This is a genomic window from Desulfobotulus sapovorans DSM 2055 (genome assembly GCF_059569355.1).
The window spans coordinates 93,188-110,827 of the sequence record NZ_JCANVJ010000009.1; the positions used below are offsets into that span (position 1 = coordinate 93,188).

The window sequence follows — 17,640 nt, forward strand, 5'->3', positions numbered from 1 at the left end:
TCCGTCCGAAAGGTCTTGACAGTGCGGAGTCTGCCGCCTTAGGAACAAAAAGGCCTGCATCCCATGGCGTCAGAAACAAGGAGATCCTGATGAAAGCCTGTTCCGCACCTCTTCTCTTGCTCGCTCTTTTTCTTCTGCCCGGATCCGTCCCTGCCCTGGAATTTGATCAGGCCCTCTCCCGCATGATGGCGGAAAACCAGCGCATCGCCGCTTCCCGGTCTTCCATGGAACAACGGGAAGCGGAAAAAAGAGCCGCCCGGGGCCTCTATTATCCCAAGGTTCAGGTATCGGCCTCATGGACCCACATGGACGCCCCGCTGGAAGTGGAACTCGGCACTCTGGGGGCCATGACAGGCCAGCTCATCCACATCCTGCACCCCGGCCTTCCCCCCCAGCAGATTGCGGCCATCACAGACCAGATGCCCCGGCATTACACGCTTCAGGATCAGAACTTTCTGAAAAGTGACCTCACCCTCTCCTGGCCCGTCTATACGGGGGGAAAAATCACGGCCGCCAACCAGGCTGCGGAAATCCGTCACGAACTTTCCCGAAGCGAAACCGACGGGCTGACGGATCAGATGTTCAGCGAGCTGGTTCGCCTTTATTTCGGAGTGCGCCTTGCGGACGCCGTGGTGAAAGTACGGCGTGAGGTTCACGAGGGGATGAGACAGCATCTCCATCAGGCCCTGCGCCTGGAGGAAGCGGGGATGATGGCCCTGGCGGAAAGGCTGCACGCCCAGGTGGCTGCGGAGGAGGCAGATCGTGAGTACAAAAAAGCGGTACGGGATGCCCAGATCGCCCGTACGGCCCTAAAAACCCTCATTGCCTGCGATGGAGAGATAAAACCCGCTTCTCCCCTTTTTCTGAACCGGAACATTCCGGACCGGGATCACTTTACGGAACAGGCCCGCCATCAGAACGCCATCCTGCGCCAGCTCCGTCAGCAGCAGGATCTTGCCGGAACCGGACTTCAGATGGAAAAAAGCGTCTACAGGCCCGAAGTCTTCCTCTTTGGCACACGGGCCCTTGCCACCGACGATCTCACAGCCCTGGATCCCCAGTGGGCCGCAGGGGTCGGTGCCCGCTTTACCCTCTTTGACGGTTTTACCCGATCCGGCAAAGTCGCAGCTGCAAAATCCGCAGGCCAGCGGGTTCGCCAGCTCCGCACCCAGGCCCTGATGGAGGTGGAGACTCTGGTGGAAAGCCGCTATCAGAGTCTCATGCAGGCCATTGAACAGATTGATGCCCTGGCCGTCTCCCGCACCTTTGCACGGGAATATCTCCGGGTACGCACCCGGGCCTTTGAGGAGGGCTTTGCCACTTCCCTCGATGTGGTGGATGCGGAGATGGCCCTCTCCAGGGTACAGATCGCCCACCTTCAGGCCCTTTTCACCTTCGACCTCGCCCTGGCAAAACTCCTTGAGGCCGCAGGCGATACCCAGGACTTTGAACACTACCGCACACAGGCAGAAAAGGAGGCCGAACTCCCATGACTCTCCGCCAGCGTATCCTCACCCTTGTCACCCTGGTTCTGATCCTTACCGCCCTGTCCATTGCGGGCTGGCATCTTCTCACCCCGCCCCCCCTTCTGCTTCAGGGACAGGTGGAGGCCCGTGAAGTGCATGTTTCCTCCAAAATTCCCGGTCGCATCGCCACCCTGTATGTGGAAGAAGGCCAGCACGTTCTGGCGGGCAACCTCCTGGTGCAGTTGGAAAGCCCTGAAATTGAAGCCAAGCTCCGTCAGGCCACGGCCGCAGAACGGGCCGCCAGCGCCCAGCAGGAAAAGGCCCACACCGGAGCCCGCAGCGAAGAAATCCGATCCGCCTACAATGCCTGGCAGACGGCGGAAGCCAATGCCAGTCTCATGGAAAAAACCTTTGCCCGCATCCAGCGCCTCCATGCAGAAGGCGTTGTTCCCGCCCAGAAAAAGGATGAGGCCGAAGCCCGCATGATCGCGGCCCGGAGAACCGCAGAAGCCACCCGGGCCGGATACGACATGGCCCAGGCCGGTGCACGGCATGAAGATAAAACCACAGCGGATGCCCTGGTGGCCCAGGCCGAAGGAGCCGTATCCGAAGTGCAAGCCTATCTCCGGGAAACCCGGCTCTCCGCCCCCCTTTCCGCCGAGGTCTCAGCCATCAACGCCGAGGTGGGCGAATTGGTCAGCCCCGGATTTCCCGTGGTCTCCCTTATGGATCCGGAAGATATCTGGGTGACCTTCCAGCTCCGGGAAGACCTCCTTCCCCGCATCCGCATGGGAACTCTCCTGCCCGCCCGTTTCCCCGCCATGGGGGAGGCCCTTTACCCCCTGAAGGTAAGCCACATCGCCGCCATGGGGGACTTTGCCACCTGGCGGGCCACCCGGGCCAGGGGGGACTTTGACCTGAAAACCTTTGAAATCCGGGCCAGGCCCGAAAAACCCATCCATGGACTGCGCCCCGGCATGAGCGCCATTGTCATCTGGGAGAGCCTCGCTTCCCCAGAAGGAGAACAACCGTGACAGCCCTGATTCCGGAAACGGGCTTCCGGGCTGTCTTCTGCCGGGAGCTGAGTCGCATCGCAAGGAGCCGCCTGCTCCTTCTGAGCCTCTTTGTGCTGCCCCCCCTGGCCTTTGGCTTCATCGCCTGGTTTTTCTCCGAAGGGGTTCTGAGGAACCTGCCCGTGGCCGTGCTGGATCAGGATCACTCGGCCCTGTCACGGGAAATGATCCGCCGCATGGACGCCACTCCGGGTATCCGCATCCAGCTTCCCGTCACAGGCTTTCCCGAAGGCCAGGAGGCCATCCGGAAAGGGGAGGTCTATGCCCTGGTACTCCTCCCCAAAAACCTTGAAAAGGATGTACGGAAGGGGCTTGCCCCCGTCACCAGCCTTTATGTGAACAACACCTACATGATTGCAGCCAGCCTCATCATGAAGGATGCCACCATGGTCATGCAGTCTCTCTCTGGCGGTCTGGAACTGAAACGCCACATGGCCGGAGGCCAGACCCGCAAAGCCGCAGTGGGCCGTATCCAGCCCCTGCGCGTGGATATGCGGGTGCCTTTCAACCCCTATACCAACTATCTCTATTTTCTGGCCGCAACCCTGCTGCCCACCCTGCTTCACATGTTTGTCATCACATCCATCATCTACGCCTTTGGATCGGAGCTGGCCCACAGCACAGCAGGACAATGGCTGGAAAGGGCGGGAGGCAAGCCCGCCATCGCCATGCTCGCCAAACTCCTGCCCTACACCCTCACCTTCTGGGCCTGGGGACTGTTCATGAATGTCTTTCTCTTCCGTATGGGCGTCCCCATGGAAGGCAGCGCCCTTTTTCTGAGGCTGGGAGCCAGCAGCATGATCCTCGCCTACCAGGCCATCGGCATCTTCCTTGTGGCCCTATCCGCCAATCTGCGCATGGCCTTAAGCCTTGCCTCCTTTTACGCGAGCACGGCCTTTGCCTTTGTGGGAATCACCTTTCCCGCCATGGGGATGCCCTCTTCGGCCCGCATCTGGGGAGACCTTCTGCCCCTCACCCACTACCTGAGGCTCTTTGTGGATCAGACCCTCCGGGGGGCTCCGGTGCAGGTTTCCCTCGATGCCTTCGGCAGTCTCTGGCTCTTTATTGTTCTGGCCGGCAGTGCAGGTTTTGCGCTCATGCCCCGACTCCTGAAAAACCCTGTCTACTGGGGGCGGTCATGAAAGGCATCGTTCAGGAATGGCGGGCCGAAGCCCTGCGCATCCTCAAAGACCCCGGTATCCTGCTGCTTTTTTTCGGTGTACAGCTCATCTATCCGGCCATCTATCCCCTCCCCTACCGCAACGCCGTACTGCGGGAGGTTCCCATTGTCGTGGTGGATCAGGAAAACAGCAGCCTGAGCCGCAAGCTGATCCGTATGGTGAACGCCACAGAAACCGTTTCCGTCTCAACACAGGTGGCGGATTTAGAAACCGCAAGGGAAAAATTCATCCAGAGAGAGGCCAGCGGCATTCTTGTCATTCCACCCGACTTCACCCTCCATATCCGACAGGGCCGGACGGCAAACCTTCCCCTCTACTGTGACGGCAGCTATTTTCTCGTTTACCGGCAGGTGGCCATGGGAGTGCAGGAGGCCGCGGGTACACTCTCCGCAGGCATTGAAATCCAGAGACTCTCTGCCCAGGGCCTGCCCCGCAAACAGGCCCTGGCTGCCCGGGATCCCCTGCCCCTTCGCAATATCTTCCTCTTTAACCCCGCAGGAGGCTATGGAGCCTATATCGTACCCGCCGTCCTTGTTCTTATCCTGCACCAGACCCTGCTCATCGGTATCGGTATGCTGGGGGGAACGGGAAGGGAGTACGGCGATGCGTCTCCTGCCAGTTCCCTCCTTTCTCCCATAGCCCAGACCCTGGGCCGTATCCTTGTATACCTGCCCCTCTACACCCTGCACGTAATCTGGTTTTTCGGCGTTCTCTTCCGGATCTACGGCTATCCCCAGCGTGCGGATCTCTGGGAACTTTTCTTCTTTCTTCTCCCCTTTCTCCTGGCCACCATCTGCCTCGGCCTTTCCCTGCGCCATCTGTTCAGGGAAAGGGTATCGGCCATGATGGCCCTTCTTTTCACCTCCATCCCCGTTCTCTTTCTCTCCGGATTTTCCTGGCCCGTGGAGGCCATACCGGCCCCCCTGCGCCTTCTTTCCCAGTGCCTGCCCGCCACACCGGGCATTGCGGGTTTTCTCAAGCTCAATCACATGGGTGCGGACTTTTCCATGGTCAGCCCCGAATTCCTTCAGCTATGGGCACAAAGCCTTGTCTATTTTGCCCTGGCCTGCATCATTACAGGTCGGGCTTTAAAACATCCCGCAAGGGCGGGACAAAACCCCCTCTACCCCACCCCAACCCAAGGAGCCGCACATGAAGGGAAATGAAAAAATTATCGCCGTATTGAATGAGCTGCTTGCCGACGAACTCACCGCCATCAACCAGTACATGGTGCATTCAGAAATGTGTGATGACTGGGGATACAGCCGCCTGCACAGCAGCATCGAAAAACGGGCCATTGACGAGATGAAGCACGCGGAAAAGCTGATTGGCCGCATCCTCTTCCTGGAAGGCCGTCCCATCGTCAGCAATCTCAACAAGATTCACATCGGCCCGGAAATTCCCAATCAGGTGGAAAACGACTGGTTTGCGGAAAAGGGGGCCATTGAGGCCTACAACAAGGCCATCGCCCTCTGCGCCGAACTGGGCGACCATGGTACGGAAGAGCTGCTCCGGGCCATCCTCAAAGACGAAGAAGACCACATCGACTGGCTGGAAACCCAGAAGGATCAGATCTCCCAGATGGGCATCGGCCCCTACCTTGCCGAACAGACCCGCTGATCCATCGCCTGGTGGAAAAAACCAGGCCTGAAAAAACAAGGGCACAGATACGCTTTTTCTGGTATCTGTGCCCTTATTGTTTTTTTTGATGACTACGGCCTTGCTTCAGCTGTCGGATTTTATCCTTCCAAAGCTCCTGCATGGGAAAAATAAAAACCGAAGCTTCCTGCACCATCAACAAGGAACAGAGCCTCCATGCTGAAACTTGAAGAAATCAAAACCAGCGCCATGATCCGTGGCATACAGGGCGATGAGATCGTAAAAATTGTGCAGACGGAAGCCGTGGGAGAACATGCCCTTACCATATATTATAAAGACAGCCAGGGCCGCCTTGGGGAGCAGATGCTCTACCGCAGTGACGAGGCAAGGCTTTTTCCTGTGACAGAAGGCAGACCCTGGGCCTTTGATGCAGCAGGGATTGATTTCAAACTTGCTCTGGAAGCCCTTCGTATCCAGATGGCCCGTTTTTTTGATCCCATGATGGCGGTGCATACCTCCAGCGTGGAGCCCCTTCCCCATCAGATTGCAGCGGTCTATGAATCCATGCTGCCCCGCCAGCCCCTTCGCTTTGTGCTGGCCGATGATCCCGGAGCCGGCAAAACCATCATGGCAGGTCTTCTCATCCGGGAGCTGATCCTCCGGGCCGATGCCAGACGCATTCTCATTGTCTCCCCCGGCTCCCTCAGCGAGCAGTGGCAGGATGAACTCCGGGAAAAGTTTGGTCTTTTATTTGAGGTTTTCAGCCGGGAAAAGCAGGAAACCTGCCCTTCGGGAAATTATTTTGAGGAGCAGGATCAGCTCATCTGCCGACTGGATCAGCTCTCCCGCAATGGGGACTATCAGGACAAAATCAAAACCACCCGCTGGGATCTCATTATTGTGGATGAGGCCCACAAGATGTCCGCTTCCTATTTAGGCAGCAATGTGAATAGAACAAAGCGCTTCAAACTGGGCGAGCTTTTAGGCTCCCGCACCCGCCATTTTCTTCTGATGACAGCCACCCCCCACAACGGAAAAGAAGAGGATTTTCAGATCTGGCTTTCCCTCCTGGATTCCGACCGCTTTTACGGCAAGTTCCGGGAAGGTGCCCACAAGGTGGATGTCTCGGACATGATGCGCCGCATGGTCAAAGAAGAGCTTCTAAAGTTTGACGGCACCCCCCTTTTTCCCGAACGCCGGGCCTACACAGCAGGCTATGACCTCTCCGATGCGGAAGCCGCCCTCTATGCGGCAGTAACGGAATATGTCCGCAATGAGATGAACCGTGCGGAAAAACTCTCCGGCCAGAAAAAAAACAATGTGGGCTTTGCCCTCACCCAGTTGCAGCGCAGGCTGGCATCCAGCCCGGAGGCCATTTACCAGTCCCTCAAACGAAGGCACAAGAAACTGGAATCCCGCCTTCAGGAAATGCGCCTTGTGGCAAGGGGAATGCAGGTGGGTGATGAGGTGGCAGAAACCCTTGGCCAGTTCACCGTCACCAAAAAGCTGGATGTACCGGACAACATTGATGAGCTTGAAGAAGAACTCAATGCCGAAGAGTATGAGCTGTATGCGGATCAGGTGGTGGATCAGGCATCCGCTGCGGAATCCATTCCTGAGCTTGAGGCGGAAATCCACATTCTTGCAGGTCTTGAAAAACAGGCCTGCGCCCTTGTGCAGTCGGAAAAGGACAAAAAGTGGGAAGAACTTTCCCGCATGTTGCAGGACACCCCAGAAATGCGCCTTGAAAACGGCGGCCTTCGCAAGCTCATCATTTTTACGGAACACAGGGATACCCTGAACTATCTGGTCAGCCGCATCCGCTCCCTTCTGGGCAGACAGGAAGCCGTGATCACCATACACGGGGGCACCAACCGGGATGACCGGAGAAAGGCCCAGGAGCTGTTCCGCAACGATCACGAGGTGAGGGTACTGGTGGCCACAGATGCCGCAGGTGAAGGCGTGAACCTCCAGAATGCCAATCTTATGGTGAACTACGACCTCCCCTGGAACCCCAACCGGCTGGAACAGCGCTTCGGACGCATCCACCGCATCGGCCAGACCGAGATCTGCCACCTCTGGAACCTTGTGGCAAAGGAAACCCGTGAGGGCGATGTCTTCCAGAGGCTCTTTGACAAGATCGAAGTGGAAAAAAAGGCTCTCGGCGGCAAGGTCTTTGATATTCTCGGTGAAGCCTTTGAAAACCACTCCCTGAAAGAACTCCTCATTGAGGCGATCCGCTACGGAGAATCCCCCGAAAGACAGGCAGAAGTCCACAGGAAGATAGAAAGCTGTCTCGACACAGAACACCTCAAAGAAATTCTCAAAAGGCAGGCCCTGGTGGATCAGCACATGGGCCTTGAAGAACTCTATGCCGTGCGGGAGGAAATGGAAAAGGCCGAAGCCCGCAAGCTCCAGCCCTATTTTGTCCATGCCTTTTTCGTGGAAGCCTTCAAAAATCTTGGGGGCGAACTGCGGCCAAGGGAAAAGGAGCGTTTTGAAATCCGCCATGTGCCCGCCACCATCAGGGAGCAGGACAGGGCAATGGGCGAATCCCGGACACCCGTATTGAAAAGGTATGAGAGGGTCTGTTTTGAAAAAAAACGGATTCACGAAAAAAAGCCCATGGCAGAACTCCTGCACCCCGGCCATCCCCTGATGAAGGCCACAACGGAGTGCATCCTCATGGCCCATCGCAGCCGTTTAAAGCAGGGGGCTGTTCTTTTAGACCCTGCGGACGAAGGCACGGAACCCCGCCTGCTCTTCATGGTGGATCACAGCATCCGCCAGAGCAGCGGCACTTCCCCAAAGGAAGTCTCCCGAAGGCTGCACTTTGTGTTCATGGATGCACAGGGCCTTGCTACCCGTGGAGGATGGGCACCGCACCTGGATCTTGAACCCTTTGACCAAGCCGATCTTCCCCTCATCCAGGACATCCTTCAGGCTCCCTGGATCAGCAGCAAGCTGGAAGACCTTGCCCTGAAACACGCCTCAGAGCATCTGGTGCCGGAGCATTATACGGAAGTCCGGGAACGCTGCATCCGTCAGGCAGACAAGATCCTTGGGGCGGTTCAGGAAAGGCTTGTGAAGGAAATCAACTACCTTTACGGTCAGGCCCTCAAGCTGGAAGAGGATGTGAAGGCAGGCAGACAGCCCAGAATGCAGCCGGAAAACCGGAGACGGGAAGCCGAAGAACTGACCGCAAGGCTTGAGCAGCGGCAAAAGGAAGTGGCCGTCATGAAGGAGGTAGTGTCCAGCACCCCCATCATCCTTGGGGGCGCTCTGGTGATCCCCGCAGGGCTTCTGGCCCAGCGAAAAGGAGAAGGAAATTTCTGCACCGATGCCGCAGCCCGAAAGCGGGTGGAAGAAATTGCCATGCAGGCCGTCATGGAGGCAGAAAAAATACTCGGCCACAGTGTAAAGGATGTTTCCCATGAAAAATGCGGATGGGACATCACCGCAAGACCGCCCCAGCTTGAAGACGGCTCCATAAGGCCGGATCGTCACATCGAGGTCAAGGGCAGGGCCAAAGGTGCAGACTGCATCACCATCACCCGCAATGAAATCCTCTGCGCCCTGAACCAGACAGATAAATTCATCCTTGCCATCGTTCTTGTGGATGGAGATAAATTTGAAGGCCCTTTTTACATCAAAAATCCCTTTGAAAGGGAGCCGGATTTTGGAGTTGCCAGCAGCAACTACAGGCTGGATCATCTCCTTGAAAAAGCCCTCAGGCCGGAAGAAAGTCTTTAAACCATCTTGTCCATTGATTTCTTTCATAAGATTTTAAAACGACAATAAAGTCATATTGCCACATCTGTAGCAAGTTGCTACAATTTCCCTGAATTAAGGAAAGGAGGTCACTTATGACAACAGCAAGTATTCGCCTTGATGAGACTCTCGTACAAAAAGCAGCCATCATGGGCAAGGCCCTCAACAGAACAACACCCAAACAGATCGAACATTGGGCAAAGATAGGTGAAATTATGGAAGAAAACCCCGATCTACCCTATGCATTTGTCCGTCAGGCCATCATTGCCAAAGCCGAAAAAGAGGCCGGAAAATTAGAGGAGTACACCTTTGGCTGAAATTACCCGGATTCTCCAGACCCCTGCTTTTAAAAAGGCTGTTAAAAAACTGCATGGGAACCAAAAAGCCGAACTGGACAAAGCCATCAGGGAACTCATTGAAAATCCGCTTTTAGGTGAACAGAAGAAGGGAGATCTTGCCTTCCTTCGTGTTTACAAATTCAAGATGCTCAATCAGTTAACGCTACTTGGGTACAGCCATCAGGAAGGGACAATAACACTGGAGCTGATGGCCCTGGGTTCCCATGAAAACTTTTACAGGGACATCAAAAAAAGATTCTGATACCCATCTGCCATAAGCATTGATTTTACTTCTTTAAAACGGCCCTCCCTGGGCCGCAGGATTCCTTGATATGTTGAAGAAAGAAAAACCATGACAGCCATTAAAATCCCGAAAAAGCTCATAGAAGTCGCCCTGCCCTTAGATGACATCAATGCCGCAGCCGCAAGGGAAAAATCCATCCGCCACGGACATCCTTCCACCCTGCACCTCTGGTGGTCCCGAAAACCCCTTGCCGCAGCAAGGGCCGTACTCTTTGCCCAGATGGTGAATGATCCGGGCTATCAGCGGGAACTTGGCCATGGTGTCAATAAAATAGAAGCGGAAAAAAAGCGGGAAGAGCTGTTTCAGATTCTGCGGGAGCTGGTGCTGTGGGAAAATACAAACAATGAAAAGCTCCTTCAAAGGGCAAGGGCCTGCATCCTCGAAAGCTGGAAGGAAACCTGCCACCTCAACCGCAACCACCCGGAAGCCGCCACCCTCTTCAACCCGGAAAAGCTGCCCGCCTTCCACGATCCCTTTGCAGGCGGCGGTGCCATCCCCCTGGAAGCCCAGCGCCTGGGCCTTGAAAGCCATGCCTCGGATCTCAACCCCGTGGCCGTCATGATCAACAAGGCCATGATTGAAATTCCGCCAAAATTTGCGGGAAGTGAACCCGTAGGCCCCGTTCCGATAGAGGACAGGCAGACCCGGACAGAGGAAATCTGGAAAGGGGCCATGGGCCTTGCCGAAGATGTGCTGCGCTATGGTCACTGGATGCGGGAAAGGGCCTTTGAAAAAATCGGCCACCTTTACCCCAAAGTCCGGATCACAGAAGAAATGGTCAAAGGCACACCGGGCAAAAGCGAAGCCCGGCCCGAACTGCGCCATCTTGTGGATGAAGAACTCACCGTCATTGCCTGGCTCTGGGCCAGAACCGTAAAAAGCCCCAACCCCGCCTTTTCCCATGTGGATGTTCCCCTGGTTTCAAGCTTCGTACTGTCCAGCAAGGCAGGAAAAGAAGTCTATGTAAAGCCCGTGGTGGAAGGGGATACCTACCGCTTTGAGGTAAAAACGGGAAAGCCGTCTGAAGATGCAAAAAATGGAACAAAGCTGGGCCGTGGCGCAAACTTTAGCTGCCTTTTTTCAGAGACCCCCATTGACCCCAAGCATATTTATTCAGAAGCACAGGCAGGGAGATTGGGGCAAAGACTGATGGCAGTGGTTACAGAAGGAAAACAGGGAAGAATTTATCTATCGCCCATTGCTTTACACGAAAATATAGCTACAGGTGCTGTTTCATCATGGTCACCCGAAACACTTATGCCGGAAAATCCCCGCTGGTTTTCGCCCCCCATGTATGGAATGAAAACCTATGGTGAACTCTTCACACCCCGACAGCTTGTGGCCCTCACCACCTTTTCCGATCTGGTACAGGAGGCAAGGGAAAAAGCCATCGCCGATGCCAAAGCCGCAGGCTGGAAAGATGACGGCACAGGGCTGGATGCAGGTGGCTCCGATGCTACGGCCTATGGAGATGCCTTGGCTGTTTACCTCACCTTTGCTGTGGATCGTGCAGCGGATGCATGGTCAAGCATTGCAAGCTGGACATCGCAACGGGATACCTTGAGAAACACCTTTGCACGTCAGGCAATTCCTATGATCTGGAATTATGCTGAAGTTAATCCCTTCTCTGCATCAACAGGTCATTTTAGCGGTGGACTCAACTGGATCAATAAAATTATTGAAATTTTACCTGCTGCTATCACAGGATATGCCTTACAAGCAGATGCATCCAATCAGGAAATAAGCAAACACAAGATTATTTCTTCAGACCCACCCTATTACGACAACATAGGCTATGCGGATCTCTCGGATTACTTTTATGTCTGGATGCGCCGTTCCTTAAAGCCCTTCTTTCCTTCCCTCTTTGCCACCCTCTCCGTTCCCAAGGCCGAGGAACTGGTGGCCACCCCCTACCGCCACGGCAACAAGGAAAAGGCGGAAAACTTTTTCATGGAAGGCATGAAAAGGGCCATCGCAAGGCTGGCGGATCAGGCCCACCCTGCCTTTCCCGTGACCATCTATTACGCCTTCAAACAGTCCGAAACCAAAGAAGGCAGCACCAGCAGCACGGGCTGGATCACCTTTCTGGAAGCGGTTCTCTGTGCAGGCTTTGCCATTCAGGGTACCTGGCCCATGAGAACAGAACTGGAAAGAAGGCTCATAGGTGCTGGCACCAACGCCCTGGCCTCTTCCATTATCCTGGTCTGCCGCAAGCGGCCCGAAAATGCGGAAAGCATCTCCCGCAGGGAGTTCCAGCGCCTTCTCCGGGAAGAAATGCCCGAAGCCCTGGAAACCATGATCGGCGGCAAAAGCGGAAGAAACCCCATTGCTCCCGTGGATCTGGCCCAGTCCGCCATCGGGCCGGGCATGGCCCTCTTTTCCCGTTATCAGGCTGTCCTCACCCAGGACGGCAGCCCCATGGCCGTGCAGGATGCCCTTATCCTGATCAATCAGTCCATCACGGACTTTCTCACCCCGGATTCGGGAAAATCAGACCCGGACACCCTCTTCTGCGCCGCCTGGTTTGATCAGTACGGCTGGCAGTCCGGTGCCTTTGGCGAAGCAGACACCCTTTCCCGTGCCAAGGGCACCAGTGTGGACGGCCTGAAGGAGGCCGGTGTGCTGGATGCTTCTTCCGGTAAGGTTCGTCTCTTCACCTGGAAAGAATACCCCGAAGACTGGAACCCCAAAAAAGACAAGCGCACCCCCGCATGGGAGGCCTGCCATCAGATGGTTCTCTGCCTCAAAACCAAAGGAGAAAGCGCATCCGCAGCCCTGCTTGCCCTGATGCCGGAAAAGGGAGAAGCCATCCGCCAGTTGGCCTATCACCTGTACACCCTCTGCGAGCGCAAAAAGTGGGCGGAAGAAGCCCAGGCCTACAACGAGCTGATCACCTCATGGCCTACCATTCTGGAAGAATCCCACCGCATTGGCCACAGAAGGACACAGACGGAAATTGAAGCCTGAAGGCAAAAACAACAAACGACACGGCAGATGTAAAAAATTGGCCAGAGGAATGCCCTATGCTGCAAAGTCTTTCCATTAAAAATCTGAGTGTTTTCCCGGAAGCCGAGCTGCACTTTTCTCCGGGCCTGAATGTCCTTATCGGAGAAAACGGCTGCGGCAAATCCCACCTTCTTAAAACCGCCTATGCGGTCATGGCGGCCAGTGCGGAAGAAGGCAGAAAACCGGGTGGCGAAAGCCCTTCCAAGACCACCTTGCAAAAAATCCTTGCCGATAAGCTCATCCATGTGCTGCGTCCGGAGTCCCTTGGCCGTATCGCCCGCAGAAAGCAGGGCAAGGAACGCTGTGAGCTTTCCTTTTTCTTTGCGGACAAGGCCCTGGACTGCGCCTTTCATTTCTCCACATCCAGCCGTTCTGAGGTACAGCTTACAAAGCTTCCTGAAATCTGGCAGGACAAGGCCCCGGTCTTTCTTCCCACCCGTGAACTCATGACCCTTTACCCCAATTTTGTTTCCGTCTATGAGAACCATTATCTGGAGCTGGAGGAAAGCTGGCGGGATACCTGCATTCTCCTTGGAGCCCTTGCCTTAAAAGGCCCAAGGGAAAAAAAGGTGGCAGAACTCCTTGTCCCCCTTGAAAAAGCCATGGACGGCAAAGTGCTGCTGGATCAGAACGGACGCTTTTATCTTCAGCGCACAGGTCAGGGCCGCATCGAAATGAGCCTTGTGGCCGAAGGTCTGCGAAAGCTTGCCATGGTCTCCCGCCTCATCGCCACGGGAACCCTGCTGGATAAGGGCTGTCTTTTTTGGGACGAACCCGAAGCCAGTCTGAACCCCAGACTGATACGCCTTGTGGCGGAAGTAATGGTAAGCCTTGCGGAAAACGGCATCCAGATTTTTGTGGCCACCCATTCCCTCTTCCTTTTAAAGGAACTGGAAGTTCTCAGCAGGAAGCAAAAGACGCTTTTTCCGACCCACCGTTACTTTGCCCTCTCCCTGAAGGACAATGAAGTAAGCGTGGAGCAGGGAGAAAGCCTGGATGCCCTTCAGACCCTTGTGCTGCTGGATGAGGAGCTGGCCCAGTCCGACCGCTTCATGGAAACGGAGGCATAGCATGACAGACTGGCAGGAGGGCAGCCTCACATTCCGTTTTCCTGAAGGCATGAGGGTTTTCAAATACGATGACAGCACCTTTTACCGCAAACAGTTCCACGCCGCCTTTGGCGGCAACAAGGCCCTGGATTTTATCCTGATGGAAAAAGGCCAGACATGGCTGGTAGAGATCAAGGATTACCGGGGAAAGGCCAGAACCAAGGCCCTGGATCTTGCGGATGAGCTGGCCTTCAAGGTGCGGGATACCCTGGCAGGCCTGACCGTGGCCCAAAATACTGCCAGCGATGGGGATGAAAAAGAGCTTGCCGTGCTTGTCCTTGCTAAAAAACGTTTCCGCATCGTGCTGCATCTGGAACAGGCAAAAAATCCGTCAAAGCTTTTCCCCCAGGCCGTTGATCCTGCCAATCTGCTGATAAAAATGAAACAGAAACTGAAAGCCATAGATCCCCACCCCCGCATTGTGAATCAGGCCCGCCTGAAAACAGAGCTGCCCTGGGATGCTTTGGACTGAAAAGAATAACCCATTACCGCAGCACCCCTCTGGATAATGGCCATAATATTGGCTGCTTATTTTCCACTGCCAATGAAAAAGGTCAGGTGAGGGTATCTGCCAAGGAAAAACACCATGCGTTTACAATCCTGGCGTGAAATCGCACAACCCCACAGGGATGTTCTGGAAGGTACATTTCAGCAGTCCGAGTTTGCCGCAGACCTGACCCAGGTGGCTTCCGGTAAAGCGCCCGAAGAATACCAGAACCCTGAAAAGTTCTTTTCCAGAACCTTCATCACAGAGGGGATGAGGCTGCTTCTCCTTTCCGTGGCAAAACGGCTTTCCGGTATGGGAGGCGATCCTGTTATCCAGCTCCAGACCTCCTTTGGCGGCGGCAAAACCCACACCCTCATTGCCGTCTTTCATCTGGCAAAAAGCCTTGTGCCCGCAGACAGGCTCAAAGGGATTCCGCCCATTCTGGATGAGGCGGGCATCCTCACCCTTCCCGGCGCTAAAATTGCAGTCATAGACGGCATCAAATTTTCCCCAAGCAAGCCCCGAATCTACGAAGGACAAAGGGTAGCCACCCTCTGGGGTGAGCTGGCCTGGCAGCTTTTAGGGAAAGATGGTTATGCCATGGTTGCAGAAAGTGACGCAGAAGGCACTTCTCCGGGCAAGGAAAGCCTGACAAAGCTCTTTGAGGCCGCAGCCCCCTGCGTGGTTCTTCTGGATGAGCTTGTGGCCTTCATGCGTCAGATGGAGCTGGACAAACACTATGCCGCAGGCACCTTTGACAGCAACCTAAGCTTTATTCAGGCCCTGACCGAAGCCATGAAAGCCGTTCCCAACGCCATCCTCCTGGCCTCCCTGCCGGAATCCGATCTTGAAATTGGCGGCAGTATGGGACAAAGGGCACTGAACTCCCTTGAAAAATACTTTGCCCGTGTGGAATCCGTATGGAAACCCGTGGCAGCCGAAGAAGCCTTTGAAATCGTAAGACGCAGGCTCTTTGAAAACGCAGGCTCCGAAGAAAAGGTGAGGGAGGTGTGCAGGCACTTCTTTGATTTTTACCATGAATATCCAGACAAATTTCCCCAGGAAACCCAGTCCGGCGAATACATGGAACGCCTCTGCCGCTCCTACCCCATCCATCCGGAGATTTTTGACCGCCTCTATGAGGACTGGTCCACCTTAGAAAAATTCCAGCGTACCCGTGGGGTTCTTCAGTTCATGGCCATTGTGATCCACCATCTCTGGGTACAGGGAAACAGCGATGCCATGATCCTGCCCGGTTCCATTCCCCTGGAAATCAGTGCCGTCCGTACCAAAAGCATCCACTACCTGCCCCAGGGCTGGGAGCCCGTCATTGAAAAGGAGGTGGATGGTCCAAAATCCACACCCGCAGAGCTGGACAGCCGCAACACCCTTTTTGGCAGTGTACAGGCGGCCCGCCGCACGGCCCGCACCCTCTTTCTGGGCAGTGCCCCTTCCGGCAGGGAACAGGGACTGAGGGGCCTTGAAAGTAACCGCATTCTTCTGGGTGCAGCCCAACCCGGACAAAGCCCCGGCGTTTTTGAAGATGTGCTGCAAAGGCTCAGGGACAGGCTCCACTACCTCTATGCGGATAAAAACCGTTTCTGGCTGGACACAAGGCCCAATCTCCGCCGGGAAATGGAAAGCCGCATCAAAAACATTTCCGAAAACGAAATCCTGCAACCCATTTTGCAAAAAAGGCTTTCCTCCCTCTTTGGCCGCAAACATGTTTTTTCCGGCATCCATGTTTTCACAGCATCCGGCGATGTTCCCGATGATTACGGCGATGGTCCCCGCCTTGTAGTACTGCCCACCTCTGCGGGATACAGCAGCAGCGCAGACAGTCCGGCCCATGAAGCCGCCGAGGCCATTCTCCGAAAACGGGGGGATCAGCCAAGACAAAAACAGAATCGTCTGATTTTTCTTGCACCGGATGCGGATACCCAGCTCCGGGTACGGGATCAGGGAAAAACCTACCTTGCCTGGGATTCCATCGTAAAAGACATTGAAGAGGGGAACCTGAATCAGGACATCGCCCACCTCAATCAGGCAAAAAGGAACCGGGACATCGCCGATAAAACCCTCAATCTCATGCTCCGGGAAACCTGGAAATGGCTCATGGCCCCCATGGAAGACTTCATCAAGGGAAAGCCCGTCCTTACCTGGGAAGCCGTCTCCCTGCCCTCTTCCGGTCAGGCCCTTATCGAAGCCATTGAATTCAGACTCAAGGAAGAAGAATGGCTGATTTCCGAATGGTCTCCCATTCATCTGAAAAACATGCTGGAAAAATGGTATTTCAAAGATGATGTCGAGGCCATAAACGCCAAAAAAGTCTTTCAGGACACCTGCCATTATCTTTACCTTCCCCGCCTGCTGAATGAGGGTGTTCTGCGCTCCTGCATTGCCAGGGGCCTTGAAAGCGAAGACTTTTTTGGTTTTGCCGCAGCAAGGGATGAAAACCGCTATGTAGGTTTCCGTTTCGGCAGAAGCCTTCCTCTCAATATGCTGGACGATGCCTGCCTTCTCATTCAAAAAGACACTGCCATCAGAATCCTTGAAGAAATGAGAGAGCAGGAAAGAAAAAACGCAGAGGCCAGCACTTTTAGGCCGGAAGCCACAGAAGGGGGAACAGGAGAATCCGCCCCCCCTCTCCGTGATGACAGCCCGGCCAGAGCCGGAAATGGACGCCGGACAGTCTCTCCTTCAGGCTCATCAAGCCCAGGCCCGGCTTCTCCCAAAACCAGCTTTTACGGAACTGTTTCTTTGAACCCGGTTCGGGCCAAGATGGATTTCAATGTGCTGATGGATGAGGTGGTGCAGCAGTTCACCGCAAGACTTGGCGTGGATGTGGAAATCACCGTTGAAATTCACGCCAACAGCACAGATGGCTTTGACGAGGGCATGCAGCGCAGCGTTAAGGAAAACTGCTCTGTTCTCAAATTTGATGCCGCAGAGTTTGATGAGAGCTGAAAGACTATGTTTTTAACCCAACTTCGTCAAAATTGATCGGGCAACGCTTATTTTTTGCCCAAAACCCCATGTCTTGCAGGCATAAACGCCTGAAATCATTGTGCCGCACCGGGCAAAACCCAAATGTAGTGACCCATAAAACAAAATAATTATTGACACCCCCCTGTTTTTTAGCTACGGTGACGGGTATGTATATTAAACGCGTCCGCAAATCGAACCGTAACAGCAAGAAGGTGTATGAATATCTGCACCTTGTTGAAACTATCCGAACCCCGAAAGGGCCTCGGCAGCGTCTTATTTTAAATCTGGGGATTCTCGATGTGCCCCAGGAGCAGTTCA

Annotated in this window: 13 protein-coding genes; all 13 read left to right on the forward strand. The window is 54.9% G+C overall.

Features of this window, described 5'->3' with window-relative positions; all coding sequences use genetic code 11:
- The first annotated feature begins 89 nt into the window (after nucleotides 1–89).
- The gene (locus BR04_RS08840; protein WP_496355636.1) at nucleotides 90–1,493 is read left to right on the forward strand and encodes a TolC family protein; all 1,404 of its coding nucleotides are present in this window, start codon (nucleotides 90–92) and stop codon (nucleotides 1,491–1,493) included.
- Complete coding sequence (locus tag BR04_RS08845; RefSeq protein WP_496355637.1) at nucleotides 1,490–2,500, forward strand: HlyD family secretion protein; 1,011 nt, start codon at nucleotides 1,490–1,492, stop codon at nucleotides 2,498–2,500. The genes BR04_RS08840 and BR04_RS08845 overlap by 4 nt, the downstream gene beginning before the upstream one ends.
- Nucleotides 2,497–3,681 carry an ABC transporter permease gene (locus BR04_RS08850; RefSeq protein ID WP_496355638.1) on the forward strand — a complete coding sequence of 395 codons (1,185 nt, stop codon included), beginning with the start codon at nucleotides 2,497–2,499 and terminating at the stop codon, nucleotides 3,679–3,681. Before BR04_RS08845 ends, BR04_RS08850 begins: the two co-directional genes overlap by 4 nt.
- Complete coding sequence (locus BR04_RS08855; RefSeq protein WP_496355639.1) at nucleotides 3,678–4,886, forward strand: ABC transporter permease; 1,209 nt, start codon at nucleotides 3,678–3,680, stop codon at nucleotides 4,884–4,886. The genes BR04_RS08850 and BR04_RS08855 overlap by 4 nt, the downstream gene beginning before the upstream one ends.
- Nucleotides 4,873–5,340, forward strand: coding sequence for a bacterioferritin (gene bfr / locus BR04_RS08860; RefSeq protein WP_496355640.1), 468 nt, complete (start codon nucleotides 4,873–4,875; stop codon nucleotides 5,338–5,340). The genes BR04_RS08855 and bfr overlap by 14 nt, the downstream gene beginning before the upstream one ends.
- A gap of 195 nt (nucleotides 5,341–5,535) precedes the next feature.
- Nucleotides 5,536–9,072 carry a helicase-related protein gene (locus BR04_RS08865; protein ID WP_496355641.1) on the forward strand — a complete coding sequence of 1,179 codons (3,537 nt, stop codon included), beginning with the start codon at nucleotides 5,536–5,538 and terminating at the stop codon, nucleotides 9,070–9,072.
- 113 nt (nucleotides 9,073–9,185) lie between these two features.
- Entirely contained in the window at nucleotides 9,186–9,407 is a 222-nt protein-coding gene (locus tag BR04_RS08870; protein WP_496355642.1) for a TA system antitoxin ParD family protein, read from the forward strand.
- Complete coding sequence (locus BR04_RS08875) at nucleotides 9,400–9,690, forward strand: type II toxin-antitoxin system RelE/ParE family toxin (protein ID WP_144686719.1); 291 nt, start codon at nucleotides 9,400–9,402, stop codon at nucleotides 9,688–9,690. The genes BR04_RS08870 and BR04_RS08875 overlap by 8 nt, the downstream gene beginning before the upstream one ends.
- 90 nt (nucleotides 9,691–9,780) lie before the next feature.
- A complete protein-coding gene (locus BR04_RS08880) occupies nucleotides 9,781–12,699 on the forward strand; it encodes a DUF1156 domain-containing protein (protein WP_496355643.1) in 2,919 nt (972 codons plus the stop codon).
- Nucleotides 12,700–12,755: 56 nt separating this feature from the next.
- The gene (locus BR04_RS08885) at nucleotides 12,756–13,808 is read left to right on the forward strand and encodes an AAA family ATPase (protein ID WP_496355644.1); all 1,053 of its coding nucleotides are present in this window, start codon (nucleotides 12,756–12,758) and stop codon (nucleotides 13,806–13,808) included.
- A 1-nt stretch (nucleotide 13,809) separates the two neighbouring features.
- Nucleotides 13,810–14,319 (forward strand): hypothetical protein, encoded by a 510-nt coding sequence (locus tag BR04_RS08890; RefSeq protein WP_496355645.1) that lies wholly within the window; start codon nucleotides 13,810–13,812, stop codon nucleotides 14,317–14,319.
- A gap of 114 nt (nucleotides 14,320–14,433) precedes the next feature.
- A complete protein-coding gene (locus BR04_RS08895; protein ID WP_496355646.1) occupies nucleotides 14,434–17,301 on the forward strand; it encodes an ATP-binding protein in 2,868 nt (955 codons plus the stop codon).
- Nucleotides 17,302–17,489: 188 nt separating this feature from the next.
- Nucleotides 17,490–17,640, forward strand: a 151-nt coding sequence (locus BR04_RS08900) for an IS1634 family transposase N-terminal domain-related protein (protein ID WP_496355647.1), incomplete at its 3' end; no start/stop codon positions are given.